The sequence below is a fragment of the Gimesia sp. genome, assembly GCF_048262075.1.
Lineage (GTDB): Bacteria > Planctomycetota > Planctomycetia > Planctomycetales > Planctomycetaceae > Gimesia.
The window spans coordinates 714157-733076 of sequence record NZ_JBLXFK010000001.1; the positions used below are offsets into that span (position 1 = coordinate 714157).

General features: G+C 48.4%; 14 protein-coding genes. 10 read left to right on the top strand and 4 right to left on the bottom strand.

The window, feature by feature from the left end:
• Window positions 1-379: 379 nt before the first annotated feature.
• From ACN0YH_RS02605 to ACN0YH_RS02615, 3 genes are all read left to right on the top strand, one after another.
• Window positions 380-3091, top strand: a complete 2712-nt coding sequence (locus tag ACN0YH_RS02605; RefSeq protein WP_417377984.1) for a HEAT repeat domain-containing protein — start codon at window positions 380-382, stop codon at window positions 3089-3091.
• A gap of 121 nt (window positions 3092-3212) precedes the next feature.
• On the top strand, window positions 3213-3578 hold the full coding sequence (locus ACN0YH_RS02610) for an STAS domain-containing protein (RefSeq protein WP_002645248.1): 366 nt from the start codon (window positions 3213-3215) through the stop codon (window positions 3576-3578).
• 58 nt (window positions 3579-3636) lie between these two features.
• Window positions 3637-4707: a TIGR00730 family Rossman fold protein gene (locus ACN0YH_RS02615; RefSeq protein ID WP_417377985.1), complete on the top strand. Its 1071-nt coding sequence runs from the start codon at window positions 3637-3639 to the stop codon at window positions 4705-4707.
• A 121-nt stretch (window positions 4708-4828) separates the two neighbouring features.
• Here ACN0YH_RS02615 and ACN0YH_RS02620 read toward each other — a convergent pair whose 3' ends face one another.
• Window positions 4829-5452 (bottom strand): RNA polymerase sigma factor, encoded by a 624-nt coding sequence (locus ACN0YH_RS02620; RefSeq protein ID WP_417377986.1) that lies wholly within the window; start codon window positions 5450-5452, stop codon window positions 4829-4831.
• A 194-nt stretch (window positions 5453-5646) separates the two neighbouring features.
• Here ACN0YH_RS02620 and ACN0YH_RS02625 point away from each other — a divergent pair, with 194 nt between their 5' ends.
• Together ACN0YH_RS02625 and ACN0YH_RS02630 are read left to right on the top strand one after the other, a co-directional pair.
• Entirely contained in the window at window positions 5647-7887 is a 2241-nt protein-coding gene (locus ACN0YH_RS02625; protein WP_417377987.1) for a serine/threonine-protein kinase, read from the top strand.
• A gap of 242 nt (window positions 7888-8129) precedes the next feature.
• Window positions 8130-8441: a hypothetical protein gene (locus tag ACN0YH_RS02630; RefSeq protein WP_417377988.1), complete on the top strand. Its 312-nt coding sequence runs from the start codon at window positions 8130-8132 to the stop codon at window positions 8439-8441.
• Here the strand turns inward: ACN0YH_RS02630 and ACN0YH_RS02635 are convergent.
• On the bottom strand, window positions 8429-8584 hold the full coding sequence (locus ACN0YH_RS02635; RefSeq protein ID WP_417377989.1) for a hypothetical protein: 156 nt from the start codon (window positions 8582-8584) through the stop codon (window positions 8429-8431). The two genes, ACN0YH_RS02630 and ACN0YH_RS02635, sit on opposite strands and share 13 nt — an antisense overlap.
• Window positions 8585-8605: 21 nt before the next feature.
• Here ACN0YH_RS02635 and ACN0YH_RS02640 point away from each other — a divergent pair, with 21 nt between their 5' ends.
• Complete coding sequence (locus ACN0YH_RS02640; RefSeq protein WP_417377990.1) at window positions 8606-9094, top strand: hypothetical protein; 489 nt, start codon at window positions 8606-8608, stop codon at window positions 9092-9094.
• 83 nt (window positions 9095-9177) lie between these two features.
• Here ACN0YH_RS02640 and eno read toward each other — a convergent pair whose 3' ends face one another.
• On the bottom strand, window positions 9178-10548 hold the full coding sequence (gene eno / locus ACN0YH_RS02645; protein ID WP_417377991.1) for a phosphopyruvate hydratase: 1371 nt from the start codon (window positions 10546-10548) through the stop codon (window positions 9178-9180).
• A gap of 112 nt (window positions 10549-10660) precedes the next feature.
• Window positions 10661-11707, bottom strand: a complete 1047-nt coding sequence (locus ACN0YH_RS02650) for a phosphotransferase family protein (protein ID WP_417377992.1) — start codon at window positions 11705-11707, stop codon at window positions 10661-10663.
• A gap of 398 nt (window positions 11708-12105) precedes the next feature.
• On the opposite strand from ACN0YH_RS02650, the gene ACN0YH_RS02655 reads away from it, so the two are divergent.
• The 4 genes from ACN0YH_RS02655 (at window position 12106) to ACN0YH_RS02670 (ending at window position 18911) form a co-directional block, all read left to right on the top strand.
• A complete protein-coding gene (locus ACN0YH_RS02655) occupies window positions 12106-12984 on the top strand; it encodes a hypothetical protein (RefSeq protein ID WP_417377993.1) in 879 nt (292 codons plus the stop codon).
• A gap of 154 nt (window positions 12985-13138) precedes the next feature.
• Window positions 13139-14080, top strand: a complete 942-nt coding sequence (locus ACN0YH_RS02660; protein WP_417377994.1) for a PIG-L deacetylase family protein — start codon at window positions 13139-13141, stop codon at window positions 14078-14080.
• Window positions 14081-14252: 172 nt separating this feature from the next.
• The gene (locus tag ACN0YH_RS02665; protein ID WP_417377995.1) at window positions 14253-17366 is read left to right on the top strand and encodes a PSD1 and planctomycete cytochrome C domain-containing protein; all 3114 of its coding nucleotides are present in this window, start codon (window positions 14253-14255) and stop codon (window positions 17364-17366) included.
• Between the two features lie 66 nt (window positions 17367-17432).
• Window positions 17433-18911: a DUF1501 domain-containing protein gene (locus tag ACN0YH_RS02670; RefSeq protein ID WP_417377996.1), complete on the top strand. Its 1479-nt coding sequence runs from the start codon at window positions 17433-17435 to the stop codon at window positions 18909-18911.
• Window positions 18912-18920 lie beyond the last annotated feature (9 nt).

The following is an 18920-nucleotide window of genomic DNA, read 5'->3' on the forward strand; positions in this document are numbered from 1 at the left end:
AGAGAGTCTTAAAGACTTCAAGCATAAAAGGTTCTCTAATTCAGTCTGGGATTGCCCCTACCACTTCAAGACCATAAATCCTGTTAAAATAAACAGTATGAAGAACTCAGATTTCGTGACGGTCCCCATTCTGATCGTATGATATCACTCCAGAATGCTCTTCAACCAGAAACGTTTTTTTGCTAAAGTCAGGTCTCAACTCTCAAATTCTCTCCCTTCCATTCATCTTAACTCAATCCCCCTCTCACACATGAATTCTGCGATTCCTGGCGGAAAATTTATTTCACAATCCAATTCTGATTTCAAACGAGTTTCCTGGAAACCGTTCTGGATGGGAGTTTTATTATGCTGCGCAGCTTTTTCCGGATGCCAGAAAAGCATGCTGCAAAATGTGCGCGAAACTCCGATAGCCGTATCCTTGAAAGAGAAAGTGACACGAAAAGTACCGGAAGACCTGGCAGGATTACAGGCTTACCTTTCTCGTGACCTCTGGGTCAGAAATCGTAACTGGTCTACAGAACAGGAATGGAAAACATTTCAGCGCGTCAAGACAGAGGACCACCTCGCGCCGATTGAGGTGCAACGCTGGGTATTTGGATCCGTTGACCAGAAAACCCTTTTGAGCGAAGTTAATACGCGGAAACCATTGACTGCCCCCCAACAGACATCTTCAGAAACAGAGTCTGATGCAGAGCAGTCAGTCCCCGATCAGACAGCAAAACCAAATGCGACTGAGCAGACAGATCTGCAGAAACCGGAAAACTGGTCATTTAACGCGTTGCAGGATTTTTTCTTCGATCAGAAAAATCAAAACTCACAGCTGACAAATAAACAACGATCAGACAAACTTGAAGCACTGCAGGAATTGTCCACATGGGATAACCTGGCTGGCTGGAATGCGGCGATCCTCTGGGCCACTTTATCGCCTGCAACGGCTATTGAGGCACTGCCTGTTCTGGAAAAAGTAGGCCTGGATCCCCCATATGGATCTCACGTGAATGCAGAAGATGATTCTGGAAAGCCAGATCAGCATGCTGTTTCAGAGGCGATGCAGTATGCCGCCTTGAATGCGATCTCACTGGTACTGGCTCAAGCCGACGCGATACCTCTCAAAACCCGCAATCGACTGACACAGCGACTGCAGCGTCCGGATCTTTCCCTTTCACTGCGAAGCGAACTTTATCTCTCCCTGGCCCGCTTCATGTCTCCTGCCAGTATTCCCTCACTGGAACAGTCGCTGGAAATCACTGAGCAAAGCGCAACCCCACCCAAATCACTAAGACGAGCAGCGATGCAAGCCTGTATTCTACATGGACTCTGGTTTCACTCAGAACAGAATCGGCTTGATGGTCCTGATCGGACTCGTACATTCAGCCCCAGGGAGTGGCCTGCCAATATCATGCAGGTCCGCTGGGACTCCGATGCGAATATGCGTTGGAACTTTGGTTACTGGGCTGCGTTAATTCGCCACCCTGATGCCGAAACAATTCTCACCTCCCAACTGAGAGATGCGGATCTGGTAGTTCAGACAAAAGCCATCGAACACCTGGGAATTATGAAGACACAAACAGCCCTCCAGACCGTGAAAGAGTACGCGCAACGTCCGGAAGAAAGTATCCGTGTTGCTGCCGTGAAAGGTCTCAGTTCCTGGGGCCCGATGCATCTCATCCCTCTGAAAAATGACACCTCTTCCGCCGTCAGACTGGAGGTTGCATCAGGCTTGGGAAAAACTCCGACTGCCGAATCTGCTCTGCATCTCCGTTCCCTGATTGACGATCGCAGTCCCCAGGTACAACACGCGGTCATTCAAGCCATTTCTGATTGGCCCGATGATCTGGCCGTACCATTACTGCTCGATGGGATTCAGGAGGGTGTCTATAAAACACGACGCCAAAGCATACTACAGCTGGTTAACCGAACCGGTCTGGGAGGTTCTATTTCGATCGAAGCCCCACAAAATGAAAGAGTCGCTGCTGTCAATGAACTGGTCCAGAGTGGCCAACTCCCGGGAAGCTTCTGGGGACAGCTCATGCAAGAGGGACTTAAAACAGCTCAGAAAGTCAACCAGGGACGCGCTGCTGAACTCCAGTCCTACTTTCATAACCTGGTAAATCAATCTCGGGATTCTCCTGAGTACCAGCAGGCCTATCAGGAACTGTCAAACATCAGTCCTGCCGAAGTCAAAGTGCTGGAGAAGCTGATCAGAGAAACTGCGATCGAAATTCCGAGTGAAATCTACACAGATTTACTGGCAGACCAGACTCCCGAATATGCTGCATTAAATCAACTGACCAGTCCCCATATCACAGATCGACGTGAAGCCGCGCAACAGTTGTTTATCAGCTCACAAAACATATCATTGACCCCAGTGGTAGTAGCCCGACTGCGAAAGCTGATGATACATGAACAGGATCGGCTGGTCTGGCGAATTGTGATGTCATCTGTTGAAAAAGACAACTACGATGAGGCTTCCCAACTGGCATTGCTGGCAATCAATCATAACTGGCCTGATATTAGAATCCTGGGTTGCGAGTATTTTGGTTCCCATGGCTTGCCCCAGTATGCAAACTGGTTGCTCCCATTGCTGGATGACAAGAACCACACAGTTCAGTTGGCTGCCATCCGGGCAATCGGGCAATGCCATAACCCCATCGCGATATCAGGCTTGCATAAAACAGGTGAAAGCCAGAATTCAACGCCTTCACTTCGTTCTCTACTGACTCATTCAAATCGACGGGTCCGCTTTGAAACGGTTGTGGCTTTAAGTCGACTCGGTGATTTTGCCGGCATGCAGGAACTACTGCGACTTTCGAATGATACCCAGATTGCGATGCGAAAAGAGGCCATACGGGAAATGGGCAACTCCGGACAGACCCGTTATGTGGAACCTCTGATCAAGATGGCCTGGACCGAGAGAAACAACTCTACACTCAAAGAAATCCTGAACAGTCTCGATCAACTGGTACCAGATTCGGAACAACCCGCCAATCTGACACCCCAGCAGGACCAGTCAGATCAGGCTAAAAGCTGGATGAACTGGTGGCAAACACAACACTCTGGACAAGGTTCGCGACTGTTTACAGGACGTTAAGTATGAATTCTTGTTTTTGAGGTACTTGATGGTTGTTCTCGTCTTAAGGATATCAGTATCATGGAGCCTCAATCAATTATTTTCTCTCCAAAGAATGTATTCATCACTGCGGAACCACTACATGGCTAACTACCACGACGACTTTCAACTGGAATGGCATGGAAATACGGTCGTAATCATTCCTGCGAGCAATGTCGAGTCAATGAGCTGGGATCTGATTGAACAGGCCGCTGATATCGTCATGGCACCGCTACAGGAAGTCGAAATCCCGATGGTCGTCTTCGACCTGAGCGACGTCAGTTATTTCGGCTCCGTGTTCCTGGCACTTCTGTTGCGCTGCCACAAACATGTTCGCAGTCGAGGAGGAGAGTTAGTTTTGTGTGGTGCCAGCAAGATGGCCAACGAACTCTTGCGTATCACAGCTCTGGACACTCTCTGGGCTATCTACGAGACCAGAGATGAAGCGCTGGATGCCCTGATGGGCTGACCAGGGAGTCTGGTTCTCACATTCGTCTCGACCCGCTATGTTAAAGGATTAATGGATCATGTCGAGGAAATATCGAAAAACACGTCCCGGCGTCTCAGAGTCTGACGTATTACCAACAGAACATAGTTCGGAACTGTATCCGCACCAGTCTATCGTTGCCAGTATCAAAGAGACGGCCGATAAACTCAAACAGGACCAGGCAACCCGCGGCGACCTCAAAATTCTGGATCGCGCACTCAAAGAACTACGGTATGCTTTCAAGGTTTTCACTCCCTATCGAAAGCAACGTAAGGTCACCGTCTTTGGTTCTGCCCGTACGAATCCCGACGACCCTGCCTATCAGCAGGCCCTGCAGTTTGGACGGAGAATGGCGGAAGAAAAATGGATGATCGTTACAGGTGCTGGTCCGGGAATCATGGAAGCCGCACATGTTGGTGCCGGAACCGACATGTCGATGGGCGTCAATATCATGCTGCCATTCGAGCAGGAACCCAACTATGTCATCCATAAAAACGAAAAGCTGGTTAATTTAAATTACTTCTTCACTCGCAAACTCCTGTTCGTCAAAGAAGTCCATGCCATCGTCTGCTGTGCCGGTGGATTTGGCACTCTGGACGAAGCATTTGAAACTTTGACGCTCGTACAGACAGGAAAACGCGATCCCATGCCGATTGTGCTGCTGGACACTCCCGGAGGATCTTACTGGAAAGACTGGGAAGAATTTCTTAAAAACAACCTTTTGAAACAGGAATTGATCTCCAAAGAAGACCTGTCACTGTTTCATGTCACAGATGATATTGAAGATGCCGTTGATGAAGTGATTGGCTTTTACAGCGTCTATAACAGTATGAGATACGTCAAAGGGCGGCTTGTGCTCCGCCTGCATGTCGAACCCAGCAATGAATTCATTGAACAGCTGAACAATGAATTCAAAGATATACTCGAGTCAGGAATTATCACAAAAGTCGAAGCACACGAGCTGGAAAAAGATGACGAGCATCTAGCTGACCTGCCTCGTATTTCTCTCATGTTCAATCGCAAGAATCTCGGCCGACTGCGACAGATGATTGATCGCATCAACTCGGAACTGGGCCCGCAAAGTTCTGAAGAAGCAGAAGAGGAAGAATAGTCTGTGTCCAGTTTTACTGGAGCATTTCCAAGGCTGTTTGGCCCGCGTAAATCAGATTGAGATACGCTATTCTTTAATGAGATGCGATCTAGCGTGTTTCACGCGTCTGTCTGATATCAGGTTATCCCAGCAGGCTTTTAAATTCGTCTTCATGTTTTAGCAGCTCCTGCAACTTGACCATCGAACGACTGATCATCACACGGACGGCAACGTCAGATTTATCCAACTGCTCTGCAATCTCTTTTGTCGGCAGGCCTTCCACATATTTTAGACGAATGGCTTCCCGATTCTCTGCAGGCAGGCTCTCCAAAGCCACCAGCAGTTTCATTTCCTTAGCCCCTCGGGAAAACGCCTGACTGGGACTGGTGATACTGGCAACCAACAGATCCATAAACCCTTGTCCTTCTCCTTCCGCGGAGACCGGTTGTCTTACTTCGCGTCCCGCCGCCCGTTTTTGAACCTGAAAATATTTCCGATGGTTGTCGATAATCCGTCGTTCAGCGAGGTGGCATAACCAGTTGAATGGGGGTTTCTGTTCGAAATCCATACTCAGAAAGGAATCGACGGCATTCAATGAGACTTCCTGCAGAATATCAGTAGCCTCCACTTTGGACTTGAGTGCATCACTCATATTTTTATTAATGAATGCCAGCAGAGGAGCACGATGCAGTTCCAGAAAAGTCAGTAAAGCCGACTCACTTCCCTGCTTGATCTCCTTAATCAGAATCTCGATATCAGTCGTCATAAAACTCAGTAATCCCTGCTAAGCCAAGTCCATTGATTCTGTGACGCATTCTGCTTTCCTACCTGTTCCCAATCGGTTACTATGCCAGTTCAGAATACTTACCTGTCATCGTTATACCATCAAAAAAGCCTGTCATCCACTGAAACTTTGAGGATCATTAAGGCAGGGCCTTTACCCAGAACTCCGGGAGCTCAATGTTGTCTGCTTCAGAGCCAAACCAAAAGGTTTCAGAAAGTCAACTTGCGATTGATGCACTCACCGAAGTGATGGAGCGATTTGTTTTTCAGTGGGAATCCCGTCAGACCCCGCCTGACTTAAAAGACTATGTTTCAGCTGCAGATCCTCAATTTCGGTTTCTGTTAACTGAACTGATCAAAATTGATCTGGAATTTCGCTGGCAACAGTTTAATTTTCCCAGACGAATTCTTGAATATCTCGATGACTTTCCCATCCTGAAAGAACCAGAAGTTCCAGTCGATTTGCTGTATGAGGAATACCACCTGCGCCGTCAAAATGGTTTCGAGGTCGACCCGGAAGAGTACATCAGTTTTATCCCCACAGCCAACCCGCAGGTCAGACAGCTGTTTGACCTCGACCATGCCTACAGCACGACGAAGATGTTCAATCATTCCCCACATCAGACTTTCCAGCAGTTTCAGCCGGGGGATACTGTTGATGACTTCGAGCTCTTAACACTGCTGGGTAAAGGTGCCTTTGCTAAAGTTTACCAGGCACGGCAAAACTCGATGCAGCGAATCGTGGCACTGAAAGTTTCAGAGGATTCAAGTGATGAACCACAAACACTTGCCCAACTGGATCATGACAATATCGTGCGCGTGTTCGACCAGCGATTGCTGGCAGATCAGAAAATCAGATTGCTCTACATGCAGTATCTGCCGGGAGGCACCTTACATGCGGTCGTCGAGATTGTTCGCAAAACGGCCCCTGATGAGCGTTCTGGAAGAATTCTGATCAATGCACTCGATCAGTCTCTGGACCTGAGAGGTGAATCAAGACCTGCAGAATCGATCACTTATCAGCAGTTTCAATCATTATCCTGGTCTGAAACAATCTGTTGGCTGGGAATCAGACTGGCTCAGGCTTTAGACTATGCTCATCATAAAGGCGTGTTGCACCGGGATATTAAGCCCGCTAATGTTCTACTGACAGCAGAAGGCATCCCGAAACTGGCTGATTTCAACATCAGCTTCAGTTCCCATCTCAGTAGCACAACTCCCGCCGCCTATTTTGGCGGCAGCCTGGCGTACATGTCGCCCGAGCAACTCGAAGCCTACGACCCCACCGATGCCAGACTACCTGAAAGTCTGGACGAACGCAGTGACCTGTATTCACTGGGGCTAATGCTGGCAGAGTTATTAACGGGAACCCGTCCCTTTCAGGATCCCTCCACCCAATCCAACTGGTCCGACCTGCTGAAACAGATGATCCAACAACGTAAAACAGGAATCTCATTAGCTGCCAGCCCCCAACATTTGCCTGCTGACTGCCCGGAGCATCTTGTTTCTGTCCTGCAAAAATGCCTGGCCCCTGATCCTGCCGATCGCTGGCGTTCAGGAGCTGAACTCGCCAGCCAACTGGAACTCTGTCTGAATCCCCGGGCTCAGCAGATTCTGTTTCCCTCATCAAAAAGCTGGTTTGCGAAGCTCAAAGGCTGGGAAGTACCGCTCGTCATCCTGATTGTGGCAATCCCAAATATTCTGGCGGGAATGTTCAATTTCTTTCACAATCAGAAACATATTATTGAACACTTAAAAAACTCCCAGGATGCCTTCTGGAAGATCCAATTTGCGATCAACCTGATCGCCTATCCGACAGGACTTGGTTTGATAGGCTGGTTGACCTGGCTGCTGCTGAGGTTTGCTGCTGATAGTGAAACACGTTCAAAGCCGGATCTGCAAAAAAGTGTCATCATACAGAAACGCTGCCTGCGTCTGGGCCATTATGCCGCCTTGATCTGTACGGCGGAGTGGATCATTGCCGGAATCGCGTATCCGGTCAGCATGCATTATGCGATTGGTTCATTACCAGTGACCGCATATATTCATTTCCTGGGCTCCCTGCTCCTGTGTGGCCTGATCGCCGCCAGCTATCCTTTTTTTGGCGTTACCTATTTCAGTCTACATACGATCTACCCTCGGCTGATCCAGAATTCCGATTTCACTCAGTTGGCACCTGACTCTTATCAGCAACTCAAACGCTTGAGCTGGGTTTATCTGATCATGGCATTCCTGGTACCAACGCTCAGTATTGCTTCGCTGGCGATGATCAACCTGGATGACAAAATTGCAATCGGCATTCTCACCGTCGCTGGTACCCTGGGAGCGGTCAGCATCTTTCGGATTTTTCAGACTTTGCAGGCAGATCTGGATGCATTGGAAGAGCTTTCCAGGCGTGTTCACTCCTCACTGAAATAATTTTGGTTCAACCTGCCATCGCTAAAACCCCGGTCATTTCAGTCAAAAACACCTCAAACAAAGTGTACATTTCGTTTTTTATTTTTTTTGATAATTGCTGTAACAGATTTTATCCGTTCCCGCTTGGTTAAGTGTGAGACACACAACACAACACTTAATCAAAATTCCAAGGAACGAAACGATGAAAACGACCGCCACCCTGTTCACTTGCTTTATAGTTTCACTGCTTTTGGCTTCAGAAAATGCATCAGCTGGAAACAATCGTTTTTCCGGTAAATCAGGTAAGAGCTCTTCCAGCCGTTCCTTCGGCCATCACGGGAACAGAAACAATAATCATCGAAGCAAAAACTTCAACAATCGTTCCAGTAATTCGCAGTACAATCATCGTTCCACAAATCAACGGTTCTCTCAAAACAAGAAACCTTCTATGGGACAACACAACTACAAAGCATCCGACAACTCAAAGTCCACTCCAGTTCAATCCAGCAAATTCTCAAAGAGAAACAATTATCACTTCAAACCAGCTCCCAAACAGAACGTTTCAAACAAACTGAGTCGGTTTGACGATAAAAGAAAGATCAACCCGCAACACAAAGCAACACAACGTCCCTTCAAGACTGACCAGAAAACAATCAAACACAACAAGTTCCATGGCCATCACAATGGCCACCATAACGTCCAGCATGGACATCATCATTGGAATCGTTCCTGGATTCATATGAATACTCGCTCCTGGTGTCCTCCAGTCTGTCGCCCCTGGTTTCCGGTTCCCTGTGCAGAACCTGTTCTGACTCCCTGTGTGATCACAGCATGTGCCCCCCTGAATTACAATGAAGCCGGTGTAACAGTCCTTGAAGTATCTGAAGGATCCGGAACAGAAGAAATTGCAGAAACTCAAACCAGTCCGGAACCCGTTGAACAGGAACTATTGGAACTGGTCTCTGGAAAACTGTTTCAACTCTCAGCAGAAGGTCTGGGAAATGAGCAGGGGATGGTTGTTCTGGAAATCAATGAAATGGGGCTGCCTGCGAAAATTGAAAAATGGGAAGACAACATTCTGGCTTTCCAGACCCCTCAGATCGGGCTGGCTAAAGCAACAGAAGCCAAAATGCATGTCATGAACAGCAAAGGTCAGTTACTGGCGACTCTGGATATTAACCTGCTGCCCGCGACCGAAAGTGTAACAAATCCAGTTGCTTCCAACTGAGCTGTATCCACTCTGAGAATAAATAAAGCGTCTTCGATCTACTCGAAGACGCTTTTCAGTTTACCCTTGAAACTGTGGTAATCTTATTTTGATTTCAAACTGGAAAAGATTCCGCCGCCATGATACAGAGCCCTGTCAGAAAGAGACTCTTCCAGTCGCAGCAGTTGATTATACTTCGCCAGTCGTTCGCTACGTCCTACCGATCCTACCTTAAGTTGACCAGCCCCCGTTGCGACAACCAGATCGGCAATGGTCGTATCTTCTGTTTCTCCGCTTCTGGCAGAGACCACCGGCCAGTAACCATGATCAATGGCCATCTTCAACGTTTCCAGAGTTTCCGTCAGTGTTCCAATCTGATTTAACTTAATCAGTACACTATTTGCCGTCTGGCTTTCGATTCCCTGCTGCAGGCGTTTCTGGTTCGTCACAAACAGATCATCACCAATTAACTGGACGCGATGCCCCAGTCGTTCGGTCAGTTTCTTCCAGCCCGACCAGTCATCTTCCGCCAATCCGTCTTCAATACTGATGATGGGATAAGTGTCAACCCAGCGTTCCAGCATATCAATCACATCATCCGCCGATAACGCTTCATCTCCCGTCGCATTCAGATGGTAAGTGTCAGTCTCAGCATCGTAGAAATGGGTACTGGCCACATCCAGTCCAATTGCCACATCTTCACCAGGATTCAATCCTGAAGCTTCAATGGCTGCAACGACGTATTTAACTGCTTCACTGTTGGAATTTAATTTCGGGCCATAACCGCCTTCGTCACCAATGAGAGTTCCTTCATGTCCGGTCTTATTGAGAATTTGCCCCAGTCGGCGGTAGATTGTCACAATCCATTCAAAAGCCTGCCGATAAGAAGTTGCGCCTACAGGTAGAATCAGGAAGTCCTGAAAATCCAGATTGCGACCTGCGTGCAGTCCACCGGAAATCATATTGACCATCGGCAGAGGCAGGGACATTGATCGGGAGAGAAGATTCGTCCGCTGATTCTGCTCCGTGTCTTCTGCAAAACCAGAACTGATATAATCGGACCAGATTTCCGCAAAACGCTCGACCGGTGTCTGTCCCTGTGACTCGGCAGCAGCATAGGCGACTGCCAGTGAAGTCCCCAGTATTGCATTCGCTCCCAGGCGAGACTTATTCTCTGTCCCATCCAGTTCACAGAGAATCGCATCGATGCCCCTCTGGTCCAAAGCATCCTGCCCTATTAATGCAGCAGCAATTTCCCGTCTGACATTTTCGACCGCCTGGGTGACACCTAAACCATCAAACCGGGCTGCATCCTGATCACGTAACTCAACGGCTTCAAATTTTCCGGTACTGGCACCGCTGGGAACGATGGCACGCCCGCAACGTGAGCCGGCACAACAGATCTCGACCTCTACAGTCGGATTACCACGACTATCAAATACTTCGCGCGCGTTGACGTACTCAATTTGCGTCATATCAGATCACACTCCCAACAGTGATTTTCAGCGACATTGTTTATAAACAGCAAAAACTTAATTCTCCCTCATATGATATCAGGATCGAACATAACCTTCACCCATAGCTCCTTCAGGAATTCTGCATCTCACTTAATCTTAATGTCGATTGATGAATCGTAGACGGTGGATCAAGGATCAGCGAGAGCGCAAACGAACGAACCTGATCCTGTAAATCTGGTTCGCCAAGATAATCAACTGTGCTCTTACCATCAACACGAGACAACATGCATGCTGCCAGATGGCGAATCGTACGACGCTCCAACTCCTGCTGGCTCATCTTAAAGGCTTCTTTTTCTCCGGAATCAGACAAGGGGTGAATTTCAGCCAGATACTGTTCCCAGAAAGATTCTACCAGTTGAATACAATGAGCTCCGCGTTCGCGGAAGAAGACTGCTTTCAACATCAAATGACTCAGAAAGAAACCCAGATCGAATGCCGGATCCCCATAATGGGCTGTCTCAAAATCGACGAGATGAATCTGATCTCCAGAAATCAAAATATTTTTAGGACTGAAATCGGCCAGGACAAGACAGATACGATTGTCCCCCATTTCGGTAATCAGATCATCCACCCACCCCTTTATTTCGGGATGAGCTTTAATAATAAACCGATAAAATGGGTCAATGCGAAGCTGGTCAAAGATAGTCCAGTCACCCCACCGATCTTGAAACTGCTGACTCTGAAAACTCAACCGGTGAATGGCCCCCAGGTACCTTCCCAATCTCGAGGCAATCGAGAGGTCAAATTTTCCATCCAGCAATTCCGCTTTCCAGACCTTATGGTTCTTATCGATTGCCTCCATTGCAAACAGATAATTATCACGATCTTCAAACAGGACGCGGGGAACGACTCCGGCAGGCAGCAGATACTGCAATTCCTGCATGACTTCCAACTCGCGCCAAATCCGTTCAAGCTGACTGAACCACTCTGCCTGAGTTCGCAGTTGCTTGCGTGACTGCTTGATGACAAAATCATCGCCAGCCTCACGATCTATACGAATGACTATATTCGAAACACCCCACGCCAGTGCTTCCGCTGAAACCTCTTCCTCAGGAGATAATTGCTGCATCTCCTCCAGGTAAACGATGGCATTATCTGCGGTGATCTCCCGGACCATGATGAATTCCCGTAAGTTACTGGCTCAATACCATTTAAGAGTTAGTTATGCTGAAATACCAGATGTGTTGATCTGCCTGCCAATTTCTTCTGATTTCAGCCACTCTTGGAAAATTATGACGCTGCCTGGCAGGTTCTGCTACTGTTTTACTCGATATAATCAGCATAATCTGATACCGCTCAGCCTTTACCTGATCGGTTCTATATTAATAGCCGGCACTCCGAGTTGTGAAAAAGTTACTTTCACGACAACTTTTTATTGCCAGACCCGTTTTGTATGCTGTAAGATGATAATATTGGGATAGTTGTAGTAAATAGCTATTTCAGTCTAAAGAGTGATTACTAACCTTACACCACGTCAGCGTGGTATCCTTCCAGTGAACCACAGGAACATTTTCTATGTTGTCCACAAAATCGGCTTCGCGTTTTTTGATGTTTTTTTCTGTGACATGTCTGGCACTCTGCTTGAGTACCACTCTGGAAGCAGCGAAAAAACCAATCCCTCCTCAGAAGTATGATCCTTCAGCAGAAAAAGCTGATGATTTATTTGAAGCAATGGAAGCCGGTCTGGTTGACGTCAAAATTGTTGCCAAAAACTCTAAGGGTGGCAACGTTATGATTACCAACAATAATGAGAAACCACTCAATGTGAAACTGCCCGACACATTCCTCGCGGTTCAGGTCCTGAAACAGGGAGCCTTGGGTGGTGGACTCGGCGGTGGTGGTTTGGGTGGCGGCCTGGGAGGCGGCGGACAAGGTGGTCAGGCACAAACAACTGGCGGAGGTGGCGGCGGTGGTCTGGGTGGCGGACTCGGCGGAATGGGAGCCGGTGGAGCTGGCGGTGCCGGCGGTGGTTTCTTCTCCATACCTCCTGAAAAAACAGTTTATGTCCCCTACACATCAGTCTGTCTCGAACACGGTAAGGTTGAACCAGCACCCCGTATGGAATACCGTATGGTCCCCACCGAAGAAATGGTGAAAGATCCTGCACTCCAGGAACTCCTCCTTTTAGTTGCAACTGGTCGCGTGAATCAACAGGCAGGGCAGGCAGCAGCATGGCATCTGGCAGATAAAATGAGCTGGCAGGAACTGGCCGCAAAGTCAGTCAAACATTTAGGTGGTGCTCCTCCAACTCCTTACTTCAATCGTGCAGAACTGCAGTATGCATCTCAGCTGGTTGGTATGGCTCATGAACGTGCCCGCAACAGAAGCAAAACAACCGAGACAGCTTCAACAACCAAAGCGAGAACAGAAACCGCTCGCAGTTTTGAAAAATAACCCATGACAGAATCAGTCCGGTCTGAAAAGACTGCTGCACCAAGGCTCGCATTTGCGAGCCTTTTTTTATTGAATCACTTTCATCTAAACACCATCTCAGGTACTTTAAATAAACATTCGTTGATTCTTCCTTAGATAACTGGAGTCAAAAATCATGCTGCTGTACCTGAGAAGTATAATCTGCTCTACACTTTTAATAACTCTCCCCCTGTTGTGTAACACTCATTCGCTCCAGGCTGACGAAGATGCCCCCTTACGTATTATCTGCTTTGGGGCTCATCCTGATGACGCGGAATATAAAAACGGGGGAACTGCAGCACTTTGGGCTCAACAGGGGCATAAAGTAAAACTGGTCTCGGTGACAAATGGGGATATTGGTCACTTCGAAATGGCGGGAGGTACATTGGCCCAGCGAAGAGCTGCCGAAGTCAAAGCCGCAGGAAATATCCTGGGAGTCGAATCGGAAGTGTTGGATATACATGATGGAGAATTACTTCCGACACTGGAGAACCGTAAGAAGATCGTAAAACTGATTCGGGAATGGAATGCAGACCTCGTCATTTCACATCGTCCCTGGGATTATCACCCCGACCATCGATACGTTGGTGTACTGGTTCAGGATGCCGCGTTTATGGTAACCGTCCCCTACTTCTGTCCTGATGTCCCTCGCCTTAAGAAGAATCCAGTCTTCATGTACTCCAGTGACGGATTTCAGAAGCCTTACCCCTTTCGTCCGGATGTGGTCGTTGCCGTGGATAATGTTTTTGACCAGAAACTGAAAGCTGTTGCACAACTCGTTTCACAATCGCTGGAAGGAGGCGCTGGCGGAAGTCCGGAACGGGCTGCTAAAGTCCCACCTGCTGATCCACCAGAACTGCGTGTTGAATATCTTCGTCCTGCCTGGTCTCGACGTCAGTCCTCTGAAGCAAATAAATATCGCACAGAATTGATCAACATCTATGGAGAGGAAGTTGGTAAGCAGGTCAAATTCGCGGAATCGTTTGAACTTTGCGAATATGGTTCCAAACCAAATAAAAAATTGCTACTGAAACTGTTTCCCATCCAGGCCTCAATCCCTGTCTCCGATCATAAATAAGCCTCCGCTTCAGTCAGTCATTATTTGACATTTGTGGCTATTACTTAGTAATATATAAAAAAGCGATCACCCAGGGGACTTACCTGTTCTCCCATGCTGCAATGGAGCAGCATTGGCCTTCCAGAGACGCACCCGGATCGTTGAATTGCCTGATAACAATGAGGGCAAGCAAATGAACCGCCTTTTCTTCGATTCTACTTTCTGGCTGTTAAGCCTGAGTACTCTATTACTCCCACCTGCATGCCTGTCTGCTGCAGAAGCTGTTGTAGAGAAAAACAAAATCGATTTTCTGAAACAGATCAAACCACTGTTTCAAGCCAAATGTTATTCTTGTCACGGTCGAGAAGTTCAGGAAGGTGGCTTTCGCCTGGATTTGAAAAGCCGCGCCCTGGAAGGGGGAGACAGTGGTCGGGCCATTACTCCCGGCAACAGCCACAAAAGCGAACTCTATCACCGTCTTTCTGGTACCGGGGATGGCGATCAGATGCCCCCGGAAGGCGAAGGAACCCCACTGAGTAAAGACGAATTGGCTTTGGTCAAAGAATGGATTGAACTGGGAGCCCCATGGCCTGAGACAGCAAATTCAAAAACGGGTCTGGCTGGATCTGACCACTGGTCATTTCAACCCATCAAAGAGGTTTCCTTACCAGAGGTGCAGCAGCCTGACTGGATTAAAAATGGCATCGATGCATTTATTCTACAAAAATTAGAACAGGAAAAAGTGAGTCCCTCTGAAGAAGCGGACCGCAGCACTCTTATTCGGCGCATCTATCTGGATTTGACCGGGCTTCCCCCTACAGTTGAAGAATGGCAAAAGTGGAGTTCAGATCCCAACCCGGACTGGTACGAACATCTCGTTGACCATCTGCTGGCTTCTCCACATTATGGAGAACGTTGGGCCCGGCACTGGCTCGATCTCGCCCGGTACGCGGATAGCGATGGTTACGAAAAAGATCGTAAAAGACCACATGCCTGGCGCTGGCGAACGTGGGTGATCAATGCTTTGAACCAGGACATCCCCTTCGATCAGTTTTCACTGCAGCAGATCGCCGGAGACCTGTTGCCCGATCCTTCCCTGTCCGAACTGGTTGCTACGGGATTCCATCGTAATACCCTGATCAACACGGAAGGTGGAACAGACCCGGAAGAAGATCGCGTTAAACGTACTGTCGATCGCACGAATACTCTGGGATCGATCTGGCTCGGGATCACAGTAGAGTGTGCCCAATGCCACACTCATAAATATGATCCTGTCACCCAACGCGAATATTATCGGCTGTACTCCTTTTTCAATTCAATGACAGAGCCTGATATCGGTGCCCCCTTGGCCGCCGAACAGGCAAATTTTGAGAAAGCGAATCAGGTCTATCAGACAGCCCATCAGCCTCTCGTACAGGCCATTCAAGATTATGAACAGAACCAATTGGCTTCAGCCTTGAGCCTCTGGGAAAAACAAAATCCGGAAAAGAATCCTGTCTGGACAGTCCTGAAACCGGAAGCCGTACAAGCCAAACAGAAAACGACATTGAAGATCCTGCAGGATCGCAGTGTGCTGGCAACAGGTGAAAATCCCGGGCGTGCTGAAGTTTATACAATTACTTTTAAAACAGATTTACAGAATATAAATGGTATTCGGCTCGAAGCACTCCCAGACCCCAGTCTCCCCCGACAGGGTCCTGGGAGGAGTGCAACCGGTGATTTCGAACTGACGATGCTTACGATTAAAACTGCCCCACTGGAATCTCCAGATTCAGCTAAGGAAGTCGCTCTCCAAAATGCACAGGCCAGTTTTGAAATGGAGGGCTACAAAGTTGATCGTGTCATCAACAACAGTCCCCATACCGGCTGGTCAATCGCTCCCCAGGAGGGGAAAAAACAGATTGCCACATTCGAGGCAAAAAAACCATTTGGATTCGAAAAGGGTACATTGGTCACCGTCTCATTGCGGCAGTCCACCACGCGTAAAACATACCATAACCTGGGACGTTTCCGCATTTCACTGACAACTGCAGACGCGCCATTGCCTCTCACTGGAATGACAGACCTGATCGCAAAGGCATTGAATACACCGACTGAGCAACGAACTTCTCAGCAACAGCAGGAACTACTGGAATATTTTCGCACCATCGATCCTCAGTTAAATAAACTGAAAGCACAGGAACTGGCACATCGTAAAAAAGCACCTCGTGATCCCGCAGAAACCACGAAAGCCCAGGTAGTCGATCACCTCAAGGTACCCCGCAAAACCCACTTGCTGGTAAGAGGTGACTTTCTGAATCCTGCGGATGAAGTCAAGGCGAATACACCGGCGATCCTGCCACCTATTGGAACAGACAGTCCCAACCGTCTTGATCTGGCACGTTGGTTATTTGATCGTCGTCATCCTTTAACGGCACGGGTGACTGTTAATCGCATCTGGAGTCGTTATTTTGGTCGGGGAATCGTCTTCACGGTTAACGATTTTGGCACACAGGGTGAGCCCCCCTCGCACCCGGAGTTACTCGACTGGCTGGCCATTCAATTTCGAAAAAATAACTGGAGTCTCAAACAACTCCACAAACTGATCGTCACTTCTGCCACGTATCGCCAGTCTTCCATCAACCGACCGGAACTCGCGGAACGAGACCCTTATAACACCTGGTTGTCTCATCAGAACCGCCTCCGCGTCGAAGCGGAAATCATTCGCGACCAGGCTCTGACAGTCAGCGGACTGATGAAACATAAGGTAGGCGGCCCCAGTGTGAACCCTCCCCAACCCGAGGGTATCGCTAATCTGGGTTATGCCAATTCAGTGAAATGGACTGCCAGCAAAGGTGATGACCGCTACCGTCGTGGGCTATATACATTCTTTCAACGTACCGTACCGTATCCCATGTTGATGACTTTTGACACACCCGATTCTAATCTGAGCTGTACCCATAGAGAGCGATCCAATACACCACTGCAGGCTTTAACAATCTGGAATGACCCCGTCTTTTTTGAATGTTCACAAAAGCTGGGAATACGAATTGTCGCCGGAACACAAAATGATTCTCCCTCTCTGGATGAGCGCATCAACTACGCATTTGAACTCTGTCTGGCACGACAGCCGTCAGAACAGGAAATGCATATTATCCGTCAACTCCATCAGGAACAGACAAAACTGCTGCAGGCAGATCAGTCGGCAGTCAGCGAATTGACAAATCAACTCCAGATCCCTGATGGAAGTCCCCCCCGGGAAGTCGCCACCTGGATAATGATTGGACGGGTATTAATGAATCTTGATGAGTTTGTAACCCGCGGATAATTTTAATCATTATTAACTGTCCTGAATACCTGAGTGCCAGTATCTCAACACCGGAACGAAGTAATCATGAACGCTGAACCATTCAATCTCAATCTGGCACGACGTCGCTTCCTGATGAATTCATCCTGCAGTATCGCCAGCTATGCTCTGGCGGCAATGCTGGAAAAAGAGGGATTATTTGCCTCAGATACAAGCCTCGCCAATCCACTGGCTCCCAAAAATGCACATTTCCCTGGAACCGCTAAGAACTGCATTTTTATTTTTCTGGCGGGAGGTCCCAGCCAGATTGATCTCTATGACCCTAAACCCAAGTTGCAGGAATTAAATGGACAGCCTCTTCCCAGTGAACTGACTGATAAAGTCCGATTTGCATTCATCAATAAAGAGACGGCAACCCTGAGTGGCAGTCCAAGAAAGTTCACGAAATCCGGTGAATGTGGGACCGAGTTTTCAGATGTGCTCCCCCATATTGCATCCTGTGCAGACGACATCGCTTTAATTCGCTCAATGTATACCGAACAGTTTAACCATCATCCGGCACAATTGATGATGAATACAGGGGTTGGACGCTTCGGAAGACCCAGTGTGGGTTCCTGGCTGACCTATGGACTGGGCAGTCAATCTAATAATCTGCCAGGATACGTGGTTCTGACGGCAGGCCGGGGTGCCAGCGGTGGCGCCTCGCTCTGGTCCAGTGGCTCTCTACCGTCAACGTATGCTGGCGTACTGTTCCGCAACCAGGGTGAGCCGGTACTAAATTTGAATAATCCTCCCGGGATCAGCTCCGCCATGCAGAAATCGGGGCTGGAAGCAATCAAACAATTGAACAATGAACAACTTTCTGAATCAGGCGATGATGAAATCGCCAGTCGCATTGCCAGTTACGAACTTGCTTTTCAAATGCAGTCTTCGGCACCGGAGCTGATTGAATTAGCCAGTGAGACAAAAGAGACGCAAGAAGCCTATGGTGTAAACCGCAAGGGAGACACAAAGAGCGGTAAACGTGGTGGGGGATCCGATACGGAAGCCGCATTTGCACGGAACTGCCTGCTGGCCCGTCGACTGGTGGAACGTGGAGTCCGGTTTGTCAATCTGTACCATGCTTCGTGGGACCACCACAGTGGTCTGGATGCAGGAATAAAACGGAATGCAGGAATCGTAGACCAACCCGTCGCAGCACTTCTGAAAGACCTGAAGCAACGAGGGCTTCTCGACTCAACGCTGGTTGTTATGGCTGGTGAATTCGGGCGGACACCACTTGGTGAAAACAGAACTGGTTCGAAAGCAGTCACAGGCCGAGACCATCATCCGGGCGCCTTTAGCCTGTGGATGGCGGGCGGGGGAGTCAAAGGGGGACAGGTCATCGGCAAGACGACTGAATTAGGCTGGTCAGTGGAAGAAGATCCCGTCCACATTAATGATTTCCATGCCACACTTCTGCATCTGTTCGGTCTCAATCACCTGAAACTGGCGCAGAATTTTGGTGGCCTGGATATTCGACTGACGAATGTCGGTGGAAAAGTTGTCGAAAAACTGATTGCGTGAAATCTACAA